Genomic DNA, 15712 nt, shown 5'->3' with positions numbered 1-15712 from the left:
CCACCGCCGCTTCCGACTCTGCGATCCTACACCGCGCCTCAGGAGGGGCGGTGGCGAGCGAGCACAAAAAAAGACCGCCGGAGCTTTCTCCGGCGGTCTTTTTTTAGCTGATTGCAGCCACTGCGCGATTGCTTAGTCGTCGCTTCCGGGACTCATCGCCCCGGCTCCCTAAAAGTCGACAAAGCTCTCGAGCTGCTTGGCGCGGCTGGGGTGGCGCAGCTTCTTGAGCGCCTTCGCCTCAATCTGGCGAATACGCTCACGGGTGACGTTGAAGTCCTGACCGACCTCTTCGAGGGTGTGGTCAGACTTGCCGCCGATGCCAAAGCGCATGCGCAGCACCTTCTCCTCACGCGGGGTGAGCGTGGAGAGCACCTTGCGGGTCTGGTCGGAGAGGTTGGAGTTGACCACCGCCTCCGAGGGGTTGACCGCTTCTTCATCGGCGATGAAATCACCCAGCGAGCTGTCCTGCTCCTCGCCAATGGGGGTCTCCAGGCTGATGGGCTCCTTGGCGATCTTGAGGACCTTGCGGACCTTCTCCACCGGCATGTCCATCTTGTCGGCGATCTCGTCGGGCGTCGGCGGGCGTCCCAGGTCCTGGACCAGGTAGCGCTCGGTACGCGCGAGCTTGTTGATCGTCTCGATCATATGCACCGGGATACGGATCGTGCGGGCCTGGTCGGCAATGGCACGCGTGATCGCCTGGCGAATCCACCAGGTGGCGTAGGTCGAGAACTTATAGCCACGCTGGTACTCGAACTTATCGACCGCCTTCATCAGGCCGATATTGCCTTCCTGAATCAAGTCCAGGAACTGCAGACCGCGGTTGGTGTATTTTTTGGCGATCGAGACCACCAGACGAAGGTTCGCCTCGACCAGCTCGGCCTTGGCGCGCTCGGCGATCTTCTCGCCAGCGAGCACCGCCTGGTAGGTGATGCGCAGGGAGTTGACCGATTGCCCGGCCTCGATCTCCACGGCACGCACTCGCCGGCGAAGGCTGCGCATCTCCTGGTAAATCTCGTTGAAACGACCGGCGGTCATGCGGCGACGCTCCAGCTGCGCGATGGCATCTTCGTCGTCGGCACGCAGGCCCCTGGCGATCTCGGTGGCCTCCACGAAGCTAAAGCGCGTCAGGCGCTGGGCCCGCGCAAGCTCGCTCTCGGCCTTGTCGATGCGCAGGATCAGGCCCTTGAACTTGGCCACGATCTTGTCGGTGTGCTTCTTGGTCAGGCGCACGTTCTTCATCAACGCGAACATCTCGCGGCGGTTGGCCTTGATCTCCTCGCGAAGCTTCTTGCGGTCGACCAGCGAGATGCCGCGGCGCGTGATCAGCTCTTCGCCCAGCGAACGGTTGCGCTTATGCAGCTGGCGCACCCGGTCGATCTGGTTGAGGAACCAGCGCATGCGCTCATCGAGACTCATCTCGATGACGTTGCCTTCCTCATCCCGAGGCAGATCTTCGGGGTTGGGCGCCTGCAGCACGCTGGTCAGCTTGACCTTGCCGGCCTGCACGCGGTTGCCCAGCAGGATCATCTCGCGCACACCCACCGAGGTGCTCAGCACCACGGTGAGGATGGTCTTCTCGCCCTCCTCAATGCGCTTGGCGATCTCAACTTCGCCCTCACGCGTGAGAAGCGGCACCTGACCCATCTTGCGCAGGTACATGCGCACCGGGTCGGTCCCCTTGACGAACTCATCGCTGCCCTTGGTGGCCTTGGCCTTCTGCGCCTTGGTGTGCGGCACGTCGCTCTCGACCTCAACCGGCGGCTTGTATTGCGCCGGTTTGTCGACCATTTGAATCCCCAGCTCCACGAAGAGCATCATCATATCGTCGAGCTGCTCGCTGGAGAGGGTGCCGGCGGGCAGGGCGTTGTTGACCTCATCGTAGGTCAAAAACCCCTTTTCTTTCCCCATGTCGATGAGCTTTCGAACTTCCAGACTGGTCGCTCGAGGGTTCGATTGGGCTGTGAACATCAAACTTCTCCTTGGTACGTGCCACTTCGACCGACGGATCGGGTCGGCGCTGTCGTCGCGTTTACTCCCCCACCCAACGTCTTAGATGGTCGAGGAGGCCGGGGCAAGAAACTGCGCTTGAGGATGGTTATTCCGGGCGAACTCAAAGGATTTCGCTAAGTTATCAACGCCTTATCCTGATTTGAGGGTGGTTAAGGTGGCCACTGAAGTGCTTCAACCGGAGGCCGAGCTCGGCGAGCTCGCGTCCAGGTCGAGGGCTTTTCGAAACTGGCGAACCTGCTCGAGCTGCTCGTTAATCTGCACAAAGCGCTCCCGCTCACTGCGAAAGTCGACATTGTTGAGCTCCCGTTGCAGATGCTCGTCCATGCGCACCGCCCACGCCTTCTTGAGCGTCCGCACGCAGTCACGGTACCAACGCAGCGCCTCTTCCGGTCCGTACAGGCGTTGACTTTCGACCTCGGCCAGTGCCGCGATCACTGTCTCACGCATCCCGCCCGGCGGGGTGGCCTCTAAGAGCAGCGGCCGGTTGATACCATCATGTGCTTGGTAGTGGTTTTGGACCACGCGCAGAAAGTCGGCAAGTTCTTGACTGGAAAGGAGTTTGTCAAGCTCTTCGCGAAAAAAGTCCGAGAGCCACTTCGGCTGATCGAGCAATACCGCCAGCACACCGTACTCCGCGCTGGGAAGACGCGTGCCCTGGCCGGCCTTGAGCACTGCCTGGCGGGCCTGGTCGCGCCGCTCCGGCGGACGTTTGAGATAATCTTTTAAAAGCGCCGGCTCGATCGCCAGACGCCGGGCGACCTCCCGGGCGTAATGCTCCCAGGCGGCCGGCTCTTTGACCTGCGTGAGGATGGCGCCAACCGCTTCGAGCGCGCCCAGGCGAGCCTCAATGGTGGCGCCTTCCACCGGCTTGATCGCCCGGTCGAGCGCCCAGGCCACAAGAGGCTGGGCAGCCTCCATGCGCGCGCGCAGCGCGTCTGCGCCCTCGCGTCGCACGAAGGTGTCGGGGTCGTCGGCCTCGTCGAATCGCACGACCAACGCCTCCAACCCCGCGCTCTCCAACGCGCCCATGCATCGCAATGTCGCCTCCTCGCCAGCAGAATCGCCGTCAAACGCAATGATCACCCGGCGCGCAAAACGCCGCAGCAGGCGCGCTTGAACCTCGGTCAGCGCGGTGCCCATCGGGGCGACCGTCACCCCGATGCCCGCGCCGTGAAGCGCGATCACGTCGAAGTTGCCCTCGACCACAAGCGCCTGCTCCTCTTTGCCCATGGCCGCTTTGGCCACATCAAGCCCGTAGAGCTGCTCCCCCTTGGTGTAAAAGGGCGTCTCCGGGGAGTTGATGTATTTAGCGCCGCCGCCATCCGAAGCAAGGGCTCGCCCCCCGAAAGCCAGGGTGTTGCCCCAGACATCGACCACCGGGAAGACCACGCGATGGCGAAAACGGTCGTAATGACCGCCGCGATCGTTGGCGATCGCAAGCCCGGCGCGCTCAAGCCAGGCCGGCTTAAAGCCCTTTTTGCCCAGGGCCTCGATTGTGTTCTCCCAGCCATCGGGCGCATAGCCCAGCCCGAAGGTGCGCGCGGTCTCTTCATCGATGCCGCGCTCGGCCAGGTAGCGCCGGGCGACCTCACCGCGCGCTCCCCAGAGCTGCTCCTGATAGAAGTCGCGGGCGGCTTCCATGATCGAGAGGTAGATCTTCTTGCCCTCGCGACGCTTACGCGCCGCCTCGGCCTGCTGCGGGCTCTCCTCCGGGATCTCAATGCCGGCGCGCTCGGCCAACGTACGCACCGTCTCCGGGAAGTTCCACCCCTCGATCGACATCAAGAACTGAATGACGTTGCCGCCCTCGCTGCACCCGAAGCATTTGTAGATGCCCATCCCCGGGTGCACAAAGAAGCTCGGCGAGTTCTCGTCGTGGAAAGGGCAGAGGCCCTTGTAGTTGTTGCCGGCGCGCTTGAGCGAGACGTACTGCTGGACGGTCTGCAAGATGTCCGTGCGAGCGAGCACGTCTTCAATCACGGACTGCGGTATCAATCCCATGAAGTCTCATCGTGCGTGGAGAGGGAGCGGTGGAGGCGCCTTAAGACGGCGTCCTCCAGCCAACGAGAATGGCGGCTGCGGGCAAATCGACGGCGCGTTGAAAAAGCCATCCTCGGGAGTGACCGCTGAGTCAGCGGAAGCACCAACGCCGGTCGACCAGTGTAACAGCCGGCCATCCTCTGTCAAATTTTGTGGAGTATTATCGCTCCACCCCCGCACGCCCGCCACGCGCGGGGGAAAGACGTCGCCCTCACTGCGTCACGCAGTAGGCCCCCGGAGAGAGGGAGGCGATATCGTCGCGGCAACGCTCGCCATCGCCGCAATCATCGCAGGGGCAGTTGAGGCAGTCGCGGGCCGGGCGCACACCCCGACATTCGGCGCCGGTAATGCCCAGCGCGCAGACCTCGCTGGCCTCACAGACCTCCCCGCAGGGCTGCCCGCCCAGGGGCCGTGGCCCGCAGTAGAGCGGGTCGACCTGCTGCAACCCCGGAAGGCAGGAGAGACCTTCGCCCTGGGAGCATTCGATCCAGCCAAAGCCGCACCCGCCGCTTCCGCACGCGCCCTCTTTGCAGTGGCCCAGCCCGCAGCTTGTGCCGCAGCTGCCGCAATGACGAGCGTCGGCCTCAAGGTCCACGCACTCCCCGTCGCAGAGGGTGTAGCCGGGCCGGCAGGAGCACTGGCCCAGGTCGCAGAACGCGCCGGCCGGGCAGACTTCGCCGCAGCCGCCGCAGTTGTCGGCGTCGCGCAACACTTCCTGGCAGGCGTTCTCGCTGCCGCAGGCTTCCATGGTGCCGGTGCAGCCGCACTGGCCGTTGTTGCACACGCCGAACTCCGCGTCGCAGGCGTTACCGCAGCTCCCACAGTGGTTCGGATCATTGGCGAGGTTCACCTCCTGGCCCTCGCAGATCTCAAGGCCCGGGTCGGTGGCGTCGGGCTGGTCTGCGTCTGGAACATCGGCGTCGGGCTGGGCGGCATCGGGCTGGCCGACGTCGGGTTGGTCGGTGTCTGGGACTGCGGCGTCGGGAGTGCCGGAATCGGCATCCGGAGCGCCGGGGTCGGTGTCCCCCGGATCGGAAGAATCGGCGTCATCATCCTCGTCCGGGGCGTCTTGAGAGTCGGCGTCGCCCGGATCTTCGAGGTTCCAGCCGGTGTCTTCCTCCGGCCGAAACTCACCGCCTTGAGGATCAAAGCTGCAAGCCGCAGCACCCAGCCCGAGCGCCAACATCACCACGCCAATCATCCGCCACGTTGCCATCATCGCCTCATTGCAGTGCGCCACCGAAATGCACCCCGGTCGCCCATCGTTTTGCCTCGCCAGCCACGGCCATGACGCGGCCCCGGGCCCCGTAACGTCGGCTGACGTATCCGTGTCTTCGTCTTCTTCCACTTTATGCGATCGCCCGGCGACTCGCCACTTGGCAAGACCAAAGCCCCGGGTGTAGGTCTGCCCTCCCCCGCGACGCCCCGTTCCGAGGCGTCCTCCCCGCTTCACACCTGCGCACCATCGAGGCACCACCTTGAGCGACACATCGACCGAGACCTACCTTCGCAAACCCTGGGGAAGTTCCGTACGCATCGAAGACGACCTGTGGCGTCTGCGACTGAAGAACCCGGTGGGAAGCCTGCTGGTCAACACCTTTGTCTACCGCCACCGCGATACGCTGGCCGTCATCGATCCGGGCTGGCCCTGGGAGGTGCAACTTCTCGAAGACGCCCTGAGCGATCTGGGCTTCGGGGGCATTAAGGCGGTGACGCACTGGCTCTACACGCACAGCCACGTCGATCATATGGGGGCTGCGGTGCTGTTGCAGCGGCGCAGTGAGGCGCCGCATATGATCTGGCCCTGGGTGGAGCCCGAGCTTGAGCGCTGGCACCATTACCAGGACCGCGTCAACGACTGGACGCCCTGGGTGGAGGCGGCCTTTGCGGAGCCGCAGCGCTCCCAGATTCTTAAAGAGCGGACCGGTCGGAGCGCCGGGGGTGCGCGCATGCTCGAGCTCTTCGGGCCCGGCGCGCTCACCCACACTCGCCGCTACGAGGTTGGCGAGACGGTGAAGGTTGGCGCGCTGCGCCTGGAACTCCTCGATGCCCGCGGCCACGACCCCAGCCACCTGGCGCTCTGGGAGCCCTCCCGACGCTGGCTCTTCTCCGGCGATCTTCTGCTGGCGATGCCCAGCCCCTTAAGCCGCGCGATGGGCGACGACCTCACCCTCTACGAAGAGAGCCTGCAACGCATCGCCCGTCTGCCCGCCGAGCTGCTGCTCACCGGCCACGGCACCCACCAGCGCGGCGAAGACATCGCCCGCGCCGTGGCGCGCTCCCGCGATCAGGTGGCCTCACTCGACCTCAACCTCCGCCAGGCGCTGAGCCCCGCCCCCACCGACCTCTACACCCTGGCGCTGAAGATGGCGGGCGGCAAAGCTCTGGAGCCCGTCTCCCGCTGGTGGGTGCAAATCGCCAACACCGACACCCACCTCCAGCGCATGGTCGTACGCGGCGAGGCCGAGCTCGTCGAAGATGCGCGCGGGCCCTTGTATCGAGGCCGGGGGTGATCGGGTGCCTGGCACCCGCGCAATCAGACAACTTCGCCGACATGTCCGAGTGCCTGGCACCCGCGCATTCTGGCAACTTCGGCGACATGTACGAGTGCCTGGCACCCGCGCAATCAGACAACTTCGGCGACATGTCCGAGTGCCTGGCACCCGCGCAATCAGACAACTTCGGCGACATGTACAAGTGCCTGGCACCCGCGCATTCTGGCAACTTCGGCGACATGTACAAGTGCCTGGCACCCGCGCATTCTGGCAACTTCGGCGAGATGTACGAGTGCCTGGCACCCGCGCATTCTGGCAACTTCGGCGACATGTCCGAGTGCCTGGCACCCGTGCACTCTGGCAACTTCGGCGAGATGTACGAGTGCCTGGCACCCGCGCATTCTGGCAACTTCGGCGACATGTCCGAGTGCCTGGCACCCGTGCACTCTGGCAACTTCGGCGAGATGTACGAGTGCCTGGCACCCGCGCATTCTGGCAACTTCGGCGACATGTCCGAGTGCCTGGCACCCGTGCACTCTGGCAACTTCGGCGAGATGTACGAGTGCCTGGCACCCGCGCATTCTGGCAACTTCGGCGACATGTCCGAGTGCCTGGCACCCGCGCATTCTGGCAACTTCGGTGACATGTCCGAGTGCCTGGCACCCGCGCATTCTGGCAACTTCAGCGACATGTACGAAGGCCTGGCACCCGCGCAATCAGCACCCGCGCCTGAATGAAAAAATGAAAAAAGGCGCGGGTGCCAGACGAAAAACCTCACTCCACCGTCACGCTCTTGGCGAGGTTGCGAGGCTGGTCCACGTCGGTGCCTTTGAAGTCGGCGATGTGGTAGGCGATCAGCTGCACGGCGACCACCGAGATCAGCGGCTGCACAAATTCGGCGGCCTCCGGAAGTCGAATGACCACATCGGCAAATTGATCCAGCCGCTCATCGCCCTCATTACCGATGGCGATGATGCGACCACCGCGCGCGCGAACCTCTTCGAGGTTGGAAGCCGTCTTCTCGTAGACCCGGTTTTTGGGGCAGAGCACCACGACCGGAAGCTGCTTGTCGATCAGCGCGATCGGCCCGTGCTTCATCTCGCCGGCGGCATAACCTTCGGCGTGAATGTAGCTGATCTCTTTGAGCTTAAGCGCGCCCTCCGCCGCGATCGGGAACTGGTTGCCACGCCCCAGGTAGAGGAAGGAGTGCGCTTTGGAGAACTGCCGGGCAATCGCCTCATAAGGCGTCATATCGCGCAGCATCACCTCCATCTCGGCGGGCACCTCACGCAGCGCTTCGATGAGCTTGCGGGCGTCTTCGGTGGCGAGCGTGCCGCGCAGCCGGCCCAGACAGATCGCCAGCATCCCCATCGCCGCCAGCTGCGTGGTGAACGCTTTGGTGCTGGCCACGCCAATTTCAGGGCCGGCGTGCGTGTAGAGCACCCCGTCGCTCTCGCGAGCGATCGTGGACTCGATCACGTTGCAGACGCAGAGCGTGCGCGCGCCCAGCGCGCGCGCCTCGCGCAGCGCCGCCAGCGTATCGGCCGTCTCGCCAGACTGGCTCACGCCGATGACCACAGTGTTGGCGCTGACGATCGGATCGCGGTAGCGGAACTCACTGGCCAGCTCCACCTCCACCGGAATGCGGGCGTGCTGCTCGATCATGTAGCGCCCCACCTGCGCGGCAAAGAAGCTGGTGCCGCAGGCCACAAACACGATCTTATCGATGGCTTTGACCGCGTCTTCATCAAGCGCAAGCTCCGGCAGGTTCACCTCCCCGCGCTCCACGCTCACGCGTCCGCGCAGGGTGTCGATGATACGCGCCGGCTGCTCAAAGATCTCCTTGAGCATAAAGTGCTTGTAGCCCTGCTTCTCCGCCGAGATCGGGTCCCAGCTGATCGTCTTGACCGGCCGCTCCACAGGTGCGCACGCCGCATCGAAGATCTCGATGCCCTGGCGGCTGAGCACCGCGGTGTCGCCATCTTCCAGGAAGATAAAGTCGCGGGTGTGGCTGAGCACCGCCGGCACATCCGAAGCCGCAAACGCCCCGGAGCTTCCGCGCGCCACCACCATCGGCGAGGCAAAACGCGCCACCACGAGCTCCTCGGGGTTCTCGCTGCGCATCACCAGCAGCGCGTACGAGCCCTCAATGCGCTCCAGCGCCTGGCAGGTGGCTTGATGCAGACTGGTCGCGCCTTGCTCCAGCGCGTCGTCGATCAGGTGCGCCACCACCTCGGTGTCGGTCTCACTGGAGAACTCCCGACCGCGGGCGCGCAGCTCATCTTTGAGCTCCAGGTAGTTTTCGATGATGCCGTTATGCGCCACCACCACCTGGCCGGCGCGGTGCGGGTGGGCGTTGAGCTCGGTGGGTCGCCCGTGGGTCGCCCAGCGCGTGTGCCCCAGTCCGATGCTGCCGTCAAAAGGCTCGCGATGGTACGCTGCCTCCAGACGCGCCAGCTTGCCCTCGGCGCGGCAGATCTGGACCTGCCCCTCGTCATCGGCGATCGCGATGCCCGCCGAGTCATAGCCGCGATACTCCAACTTTCGAAGTCCGCTGAGCAGAATGTCGCTGCACGTCTGCTCCCCAACATACCCCACGATTCCACACATAGAGTCCTCGCTCTGTGATCCGCTCTCCGGACATCCCTGTCGTCGAACTGGCCGGCACCACTCGCCACAACCTGGCGAGCACCCGACCTCCCCCGCACTGATAACGTACACGACCTAAACAGCACGGGGCGGCCTTACGACCGCCCCGCTTCTAACACAACTTCGAGGCACTTCTCACCTGCCAAGGTGACGCCCCGACAAAACAACCCTCAGGGCAACTCCACAAGCTCGGTGGGCACTGTCTCAAAGCGCACCCCGATGCTGAACGCGCGCCCCTCGTCGGTCTCAATGTCGGCCAACCCCGAGAGCCCGGCCAACCCGCCACAGAGCGTGTTATTGGCCAGGGTACGGCAGGCCTCGGAGGCCGTCTGGCAATTCTCAACATCGGAGGAGGCCAGCGAGCACTGGTAACGATCGTTTATGCCCGTTCCCACATACGTAAAGAGCGGCAGGGTATCCTGAATGCACTCACACTCCAGCGCCGCCTCATTCATCGACTCAAAGAACCGGTCGCGCATCAACACCCCGGAGAGCTCGCCGTCCACCAGCGCAAATCCTCCGCCGGCCTGCAGATTCGCCTGCGGGTCCTCGGCCACCTGCGCGCGAATGCTCACATCGGTCAGCTCCAGGTCGATCGCCTCGATCATCCCGGGAAAACGCGCGTTAAGGCTGCCGCCGCTGGCGCGCAACACCCCGCCCTCATCGACCCGAGCCGAGGTGAAACCAAAGCGCGGCGCGCCATCCTCATCATAGCTCTCCGCGCTCACGTACACCGAGCCCTCCCCCGAGAGGTTGGTCTGCGGCGTCTCTTCCGAGTAGTCCCCTTCGAGAACCTTCAGCTCCAGGCTGGAGTCGTAGGCGGTGTTGCCCCAGCTGCGAGCCTCCATCAAGTACATAAGCAGCCCGTTGTCGATGGCGAGCTGGATGTTTCCATTCACATCGCCACCGAGCAGCGGCCCGAGCGTGCCCACCACATCGTTGCCCAGGTAGTTGTCGATCGACCCGTCGCCATCGATGTCGGCGCAGCAGGTCTTATCGGTCACGATCTCAAACTTCGAAAAATAAGTCCCCGGCCCAAAAGGACCATCGGGGCAGCTCTCATCCTCGGAAGGATAGGCGCACTCGACCGGAGGATAATCATCCTCATCGGGTCCCGGATCGACGTCGGCATCCGGCACTTCGGCATCGGGCACGTCGACATCGCCACCGTCGGGCTCTCCGGCGGTATCGGTGTCTTCGCCGCCATCGGGCGTCGTATCGCCGCCGGCATCGCCTGCGTCATCACCACTGTCGGCCACAACGTCGGTCTCGGGAGTGTCGGTGCCGCCGACGTCATCGCCGGAGCAGGCGCCGGTGAACATCACACCGGCAGCTAAGATCGCCAGCCCGATAAGGTTACGCTGCTTTTTCATCACCCGCTCTCTCATGCCCAAAACCCGTTCATCATGCCGCGGCGCTGCCCGAAGGCGGCCGGTGGCGATCGTGTAAAATCAACTGCTGCGCATCGTCGTCGCGATGCTCGAATGGTAGCCGCGGCCTCAAACACATTGCAAACGCCGCGGCGCGTCATCGCGCCGCGGCGCACATCAGGCTCAGCCAATCTCAACTTCTCCGTGCGTCAACACCGGCTGGCCTTTCTCGTTGAGCGTCTCCAGGCCATATCGCCCCGGCTCCACCTCCCAGATGCGCGTCGTCAGCTGCTGCCCGCGGAACACCGGCCGCGCAAAACGCACCTTCATGCGCTTGAGCCCCTCGACGCGTCCGTCAGCCACGCCCTCCACCGCTGCGCGCGCCGCAAAAGCCATGGTGCAGAGCCCGTGTAAGATCACATCCGGAAGCCCCGCTGCGCGGGCCACCTCCTCATCGACGTGAATGGGGTTATGATCGCCCGAGGCCGCCGCGTAACGCCGGGGCTGATCCTCGGCCACCACCTGCTCCTGGCTAAACACAACCTCCGGCGACTCCCGCTCCTCCTCGCCAGCGCGCGCCTTCTTCGAGTCGTTGTTCTTCTTCGTGTTCGAGCCATCCGAAGGCTTACGCACAAAGAGCGCGCTCGACGCCTCCACCACAACTTCCCCCTCCCGCATCAGGCGCTGACGCACCTCAATGAGCCACCCCGACGACTTCTCCTCCACCGACGCGATCTCCGAACGCGGCGAGACGAGATCCCAGGGGCGCAGCACATCGTGGAAGATCATCTCCTGCTCCCCGTGCACCAGGCGCAGCATATCGGCGTTGAGCTCATCATCACTCATCGCCGCCTCCAGCGCGCCAATGAGCGGCTGCACCGCAAAGAGCGGCGCGGCCACAAGCCCCCCCTCGGCCTCTTCGCTCAAGTAGCGCGCCTGGCGATCATCGACCGCCTCCGCATACGCGATCATCTCGGAAGGCTTGAGGTGACGCGCGGGCATCTTGAACGTTTTGCCCACAACCTCCCCGTTGGGGCCTTCGGCCCCTTCACCGCCCCCCTCCGAAACAGCGCTCCTTGCTTGTGCATCTTCCTTCGACTCGCCACCGGCGATCGCCCCGGCGGCCTGAAGGTCGAAGTAGGATGCGAACTTCATCAACGCCCCCATATTATCGGCTTTGATCTTCCCGGCCATAAAAGCCTTCTGTGCCGAGAGCTGGCCGGCGGCAAGCTCAATGAGCGTCTGCGGGCTGTCGAACTCCACCTTCGCGCTCACTTTATCGGGCTTGCCCTCCACAAACGATGCGCTCCCACCCGCCACGCGCAGCCCGTACGTGCCGGCGCCGCGCACCGCAAAGACCAGCCCGGCGTCCCAGCTGGCGCCGGCCTCGCTGTCGAAGACCTGCGGGAGCGCCTCAAAGATCGCGCGCGCTTTTGCGGCATCTTCGCCGGCGGCCTCCCCGCCGGTGCCGGCCGGCGCGGTGATGGCCTCAAAGTTCTTGCCGACCGCCTCCAACGTCCAGGCCGCCTCCCGCTCCACCCCGGGCGTCGTCTCCACCACATACTCAAAATAGTGGCGACCATGCGCTCCAAACACTCGCCCCGAAACCCCGGCGGCCTCCTCACTCGCGAGCCACATCACCAGCGGCGCGACGTCTTCGGCCGCATAGCTCTCGGGCACCATATCGAGCTCTTCGGTCATGCGGGTCTTGGCCACCGGCGCGATCGCGTTGCAGGTGATCTTGTAGCGAGCACACTCCAGCGCCACCACGCGCGTAAGCCCTGCAATCCCCGCCTTGGCCGCGCCGTAGTTGGTCTGCCCGAAGTTGCCCTTAAGGCCCGCATAGGAGGAGGTGTTGATGATGCGTCCGCCCTGGCCGGCCTTGATCATGGCCTCCACAGCGAACTTCGTGACCAGGAAGGTGCCCTTAAGATGCACATCAATGACCTGATCCCACATCGCCTCATCCATGCGCACCAGCGTCTTGTCGCGCAGAATGCCGGCGTTGTTGATCACAATATCCAAACGCCCAAAGTTCTCGATGGCACGCGCAATCATCGCCTGCGCATCGTCCGCGCTGGAGACCGAACCGCGGTCGGCCACGGCCTTGCCGCCCAGCGCTTTGATCTCGTCGACGACCTTCTCGGCCAGGGCCTGCCCCTCATCCTCACCGTGGCGGCTCACACCCAGATCGTTGACCACCACCGCCGCCCCTTCCTTCGCCAGCGCCAGCGCGTACGCGCGTCCCAACCCGCCGCCGGCGCCGGTGACCAGCGCAACCTTTCCATCAAACGCACCCATCTTCACTCCTCTCGTATCCCTGCCCCAAGAAGGCATCCTCGACGTCGCATCACATCGCACGGAAGTCGCGCTCAGACCCGCTCGATCACCGTAGCCACTGCCTGCCCAAACCCGATGCAAAGCGTCGCCAGCCCCAGCTCCACATCCCGACGCTCCATCTCATGCAGAAGCGTCGTCAGCAGACGCGCCCCCGAACATCCCAGCGGATGCCCCAGCGCCATCGCGCCGCCATTGACGTTGGTGCGCTCCAGGAGCGCCCCCATCCCATCGGAGCCACCCAGCTCTCTGGCCCAGGCCAGCACCACCGAGGCAAAGGCCTCGTTGACCTCGAAAAGATCAATATCTTCCATGCCAAGCCCGGCTTTTTTAAGCGCCTTCTCGGTCGCAGGAATCGGACCGGTGAGCATGATCGTCGGGTCCACGCCGGCCAGCGCCATCGAGCGCACCCGCGCCCGAGGTTTCAGCCCCAGGCGCTCGCCAGCTTCCGCCGAACCGATGAGCACCGCCGCCGCCCCGTCGGAGATCTGGCTGGAGCTTGCCGCCGTGATCACGCCCTCTTTCTGAAAGGCCGGACGCAACTTCGCCACCCGCTCATAGGTCGAGTCGGCCCGCGGCCCCTCATCCTGAGAAAGACCGAAAACCGGGGCGATCTCGCGCTCAAAACGCCCTTCCTCGATCGCTGAGAGGGCGCGGCGGTGGCTCTCCACCGCCAGCTCGTCGAGCATCTTGCGGCTTAAGCCCCAGCGCTCCGCGATCAGATCCGCGCTCACCCCCTGGGAGACGATGTCGAAACGATCGGTGAGAAGATCGCTTAAGGGGCCGCTGTCCGAGCCCATCGCCACCCGGCTCATCGACTCCACGCCGGCACCCACCACAAGATCGTGCGCGCCGCTCATCACCGCCTGTGCCGCGAAGTTGATGGTGGTCAGGCTTGAGCCGCACATCCGGTTGACGGTGGTGCCGCAGACCGTGATCGGAAAGCCCGCCACCAGCGTCGCATTACGCGCGATGTTGAGCCCCTGCTCCCCGAGCTGGGTCACACAGCCCATGATCACATCTTCGATCTCGGCCGCATCCACCCCGGCCCGCTCCACAAGCGCGCGCAACACCGCCGCAGCCAGCTCATCGGGGCGCACCTCCGAAAGCCCGCCCTTTCGACGCCCGATGGGGCTTCGCACCGCTTCATACACATAGGCTTCTGCCATCACCCAACTCCCTTTATATACGTCGCCATCTCAACGCCGCAGACGCGCGCAACTCACCCTCGCACGGCCGGGCCTCATCGCCGCTTTCTCAACGCCACATCGTCTTCCCACGGGCCTGTCAGGCTCAGCCCGGCGGCCAGGAGAAGTCGCGCCCGCCCAGCACATGCACGTGCAGATGAAAGACGGTCTGCCCCACCTCCGCGCCGTTGTTGACCACCAGCCGAAAGCCGCTCTCCTCAAGGCCCTCCAGACGCGCGACCTCTTTTGCAGCGAGCATCAGCTTGCCGAGAAGCAGCGCGTCATCCTCCTCAGCATGACCCACGTTAACGATGGGCTTTTTGGGAATCACCAGCACGTGCACCGGCGCGGCCGGGTTGATATCCCGAAACGCCAGCACCTCGTCGGTCTCATAGACCTTGTCGCAGGGGAGCTCCCCGCGAATGATTTTCGAAAAAATCGTCTCGTCGCTCACATCATCTCCTGACGCAGTTATCAACGCTTTCATCCCCCGATCCTGCACACATGTTCCTCGGTGCCGACAAACCATAGGCTCGCCGCACCACTTTGCCAAACGAGTTCACATCTTGTTTCAAGCGCGCGGATCTGGCCGAATTTCGCCTTCTTCGCCCAGAACCTTCGCGCCACCCTGGTCGCTCTCTGCACCATCATCCTCCGCGGAGACCGTCGGCGCGCGCGGGCCCAGAAAAGAAAGAACTCCCGGAATCACCGAGAACTTGAACTCCTGCCCGGGAAAACTCTCCCCGTCGAGGTTCAGGGGCACCTCTTCTTCAAAACGAAGATGCGCCTCTTTGACCTGACGGTAGATGATGTCATGACAATCGACAGCGTCGGGCTGTTTCACCAGCTCGCGCATCTGCGCGATCATCTCGGTGAGCCCCATCGCCGGCACGATCACCAGATCGAGCAGCCCATCGTCGATCTGGGCCGCCGGGCAGAAGTTCCAGCCACCGCCGGACTGCGGGCCATTTCCCACAAAGATAAACGCCGCCTCCCCCTCCCACTCCAGCCCCGGGGCGCGGGCGTTAAGATGATGCACCGGCATATCAAAGGCCGCGGGAATGGCTTTGACAAAATAGGCCAGACTTCCGGCCACATCTTTAAAGCCACGGGAGGTCTCGGCGGTGACCGTCGCGCCCACCCCCGCGGTGGCCATATTGATAAAGTGGCGATCGTTGATGCGCCCCACATCCACAGGCCAGGGCTCGCCACCAAGCCAGTCAGCAAGCTGCGCAGCGCCACTTTTCGGGTCGACGCCCAGCGCCGTCAAAAAGTCGTTACCCGTGCCATAAGGAAGCCCCGCCATCGCCGGGCGCTGAGCCGCATCGAGTGTCATCAACGCGTTGGCCACCTCGTGCAGAGTGCCGTCGCCGCCGCAGGCCACCACAAGCTGTGCGTTGTCTGCGGCTGCCTCGGCCACCGCGCGCGCGCCGTCACCCTCCTCCCAGGTGCAGCGCGGACACACCCTATACCCCCCCTCGCGAAGTTCGCTCACCAGCTCGCGCAGCGCCTCATCGGCCGCCGAACTCGGGTTGAGCACCATGTAGATCGTCGCGTTTTGTTGAATCATCGCCAACCTCATCGCAAGTGAGCGCGCAACCGGTGCGCAGTTTGAAATGTT

At 64.3% G+C, this 15712-nt stretch carries 11 protein-coding genes; 2 read left to right on the top strand and 9 right to left on the bottom strand.

Features of this window, described 5'->3' with window-relative positions:
* Positions 1–168: 168 nt before the first annotated feature.
* The 3 genes from rpoD to FRC98_RS19150 all read right to left on the bottom strand — a co-directional run bounded on the left by rpoD (position 169) and on the right by FRC98_RS19150 (position 5269).
* A complete protein-coding gene (rpoD, locus tag FRC98_RS19160) occupies positions 169–1971 on the bottom strand; it encodes an RNA polymerase sigma factor RpoD (protein WP_146983068.1) in 1803 nt (600 codons plus the stop codon).
* A 213-nt stretch (positions 1972–2184) separates the two neighbouring features.
* On the bottom strand, positions 2185–4014 hold the full coding sequence (gene dnaG, locus FRC98_RS19155) for a DNA primase (protein WP_146983066.1): 1830 nt from the start codon (positions 4012–4014) through the stop codon (positions 2185–2187).
* A 250-nt stretch (positions 4015–4264) separates the two neighbouring features.
* Positions 4265–5269 carry a hypothetical protein gene (locus FRC98_RS19150; protein ID WP_146983064.1) on the bottom strand — a complete coding sequence of 335 codons (1005 nt, stop codon included), beginning with the start codon at positions 5267–5269 and terminating at the stop codon, positions 4265–4267.
* A gap of 262 nt (positions 5270–5531) precedes the next feature.
* On the opposite strand from FRC98_RS19150, the gene FRC98_RS19145 reads away from it, so the two are divergent.
* The gene (locus FRC98_RS19145) at positions 5532–6566 is read left to right on the top strand and encodes an MBL fold metallo-hydrolase (RefSeq protein WP_146983063.1); all 1035 of its coding nucleotides are present in this window, start codon (positions 5532–5534) and stop codon (positions 6564–6566) included.
* On the top strand, positions 6563–7285 hold the full coding sequence (locus FRC98_RS19140) for a hypothetical protein (protein WP_146983061.1): 723 nt from the start codon (positions 6563–6565) through the stop codon (positions 7283–7285). Before FRC98_RS19145 ends, FRC98_RS19140 begins: the two co-directional genes overlap by 4 nt.
* 37 nt (positions 7286–7322) lie before the next feature.
* Here the strand turns inward: FRC98_RS19140 and glmS are convergent, their stop codons facing one another.
* The 6 genes from glmS to FRC98_RS19110 form a co-directional block, all read right to left on the bottom strand.
* A complete protein-coding gene (gene glmS / locus FRC98_RS19135) occupies positions 7323–9158 on the bottom strand; it encodes a glutamine--fructose-6-phosphate transaminase (isomerizing) (protein ID WP_146983059.1) in 1836 nt (611 codons plus the stop codon).
* 209 nt (positions 9159–9367) lie between these two features.
* Positions 9368–10570: a hypothetical protein gene (locus FRC98_RS19130; protein WP_146983058.1), complete on the bottom strand. Its 1203-nt coding sequence runs from the start codon at positions 10568–10570 to the stop codon at positions 9368–9370.
* Positions 10571–10750: 180 nt separating this feature from the next.
* Positions 10751–12868 carry an SDR family NAD(P)-dependent oxidoreductase gene (locus tag FRC98_RS19125; protein ID WP_230467810.1) on the bottom strand — a complete coding sequence of 706 codons (2118 nt, stop codon included), beginning with the start codon at positions 12866–12868 and terminating at the stop codon, positions 10751–10753.
* 71 nt (positions 12869–12939) lie between these two features.
* Positions 12940–14073 carry a thiolase family protein gene (locus tag FRC98_RS19120; RefSeq protein ID WP_146983055.1) on the bottom strand — a complete coding sequence of 378 codons (1134 nt, stop codon included), beginning with the start codon at positions 14071–14073 and terminating at the stop codon, positions 12940–12942.
* Positions 14074–14197: 124 nt separating this feature from the next.
* A complete protein-coding gene (locus FRC98_RS19115) occupies positions 14198–14545 on the bottom strand; it encodes a histidine triad nucleotide-binding protein (RefSeq protein ID WP_146983053.1) in 348 nt (115 codons plus the stop codon).
* A 117-nt stretch (positions 14546–14662) separates the two neighbouring features.
* Complete coding sequence (locus FRC98_RS19110; protein ID WP_230467809.1) at positions 14663–15661, bottom strand: YegS/Rv2252/BmrU family lipid kinase; 999 nt, start codon at positions 15659–15661, stop codon at positions 14663–14665.
* Between the last annotated feature and the right edge of the window lie 51 nt (positions 15662–15712).

Origin of the sequence: Lujinxingia vulgaris (genome assembly GCF_007997015.1) — a bacterium.
In the GTDB taxonomy this organism is placed as follows: domain Bacteria; phylum Myxococcota_A; class Bradymonadia; order Bradymonadales; family Bradymonadaceae; genus Lujinxingia; species Lujinxingia vulgaris.
This window is presented reverse-complemented; position numbering and strand designations above follow the sequence as displayed.